Here is a 1,105-nt window from a genome sequence, read left to right as displayed (position 1 = left end):
GATCACTTCCGTTAGCTTTTACCTGTATTGTAGCATATAAAGCAAACGTGTGTTCCCTAAAACTGGCAGAAAGTTGATTAAAAATAGTCGAAAGTCCATTATAGTCATGCTATAATGTAGACAGAAAAAAGGAAGCCCCGCTAGAACAGGACTTCCCATGCAAGCCGCTTCAAAGGCGGTGGCGAAGTTAATAAGACAGCATTAAGCTACCCTGTAACTGGCCAAAGTTACGCAGGGCGGCTTTTTTATTTGTTCCTTTTGTCGATGTACGTTAGCAACGCTAAAATAAACATTGCAAATAGCAACATCAACGAGAGTGTCTGGAAGACGCTCATTGACTGTGAAACCTTCCTGAAGATTATTCCATGTTCCCATGGGCCTCACCTCGCAAGGGAAAAGACAGCCACCGCCCTTAAAACTTCCTGCGTAATCCATTATACAGGTGAATTAAGTGTTGACCAAGCACAATAAAAATTAAATCATGGGGTTTCATAGGATCCTAAATTTGATCAAATTAAGCTCAGCAAAACATCTTTTGTAGATACCCTTTTTTAAGTTCTTGGAGTTTTTCAAGCTTACGCTGATGAAGAGCGATAGTTTTATCTAATTGTTTGAAGAACTTACCTATTTTTTCTAGATCTGGTGCAAACAGTCTGAGAGATGACCATCTAACCAGCTATTGATCCTATGTTGAAGGTTATGCAGCTAACAATGCTTCTAATTCGTCCACGACTGAGAACCCGATGAGACTTAACTCTCGTCGGGTTCTTTTGCGTATTGCGTGAACAATTTCCACACCGCTCAACGTTGCACTAGCGGTTCGAATGCTTTGAAAGCTTGCTGAGCGGACACGATGACGTTTAATGAATCGGTGGTCCTGTTCAATCAAATTATTTCGATATTTGGAACATTGGTGGGCTGATTTGCTCAAATAGTCTTGCTTTATCAGGTGCTTCACTGCTTTCAGTGTTGCCCGATATTGATCAGTGACTAATCGATCAGGCCGACCATTGGTCGTCAAGAGACGCTTCAAAAAGTGATAGGATGCGGTATAATCGCGGTGTTTTCGTAGCTCAAAATCCATGTTCAAACCGTTACTGTCAAT

Annotated in this window: 2 protein-coding genes and 1 pseudogene; all 3 read right to left on the bottom strand. The window is 41.4% G+C overall.

The features are described 5' to 3' along the window. Positions 1-245: 245 nt before the first annotated feature. Positions 246-308, bottom strand: a complete 63-nt coding sequence (locus tag ACWPAB_RS15325; protein ID WP_230083882.1) for a putative holin-like toxin — start codon at positions 306-308, stop codon at positions 246-248. A gap of 212 nt (positions 309-520) precedes the next feature. Beyond that, positions 521-631: pseudogene (locus ACWPAB_RS15320) on the bottom strand (restriction endonuclease subunit S); the annotation flags it as partial. 66 nt (positions 632-697) lie between these two features. Then, positions 698-1,105 (bottom strand): DDE-type integrase/transposase/recombinase (locus tag ACWPAB_RS15315; RefSeq protein ID WP_454807432.1); only part of this gene is annotated, 408 nt, incomplete at its 5' end.

It is taken from the genome of Lacticaseibacillus sp. 30 (assembly GCF_053819265.1).
Note: the sequence above shows the minus strand (reverse complement) of the source record. Positions and strands in the feature narration are given on the sequence as shown.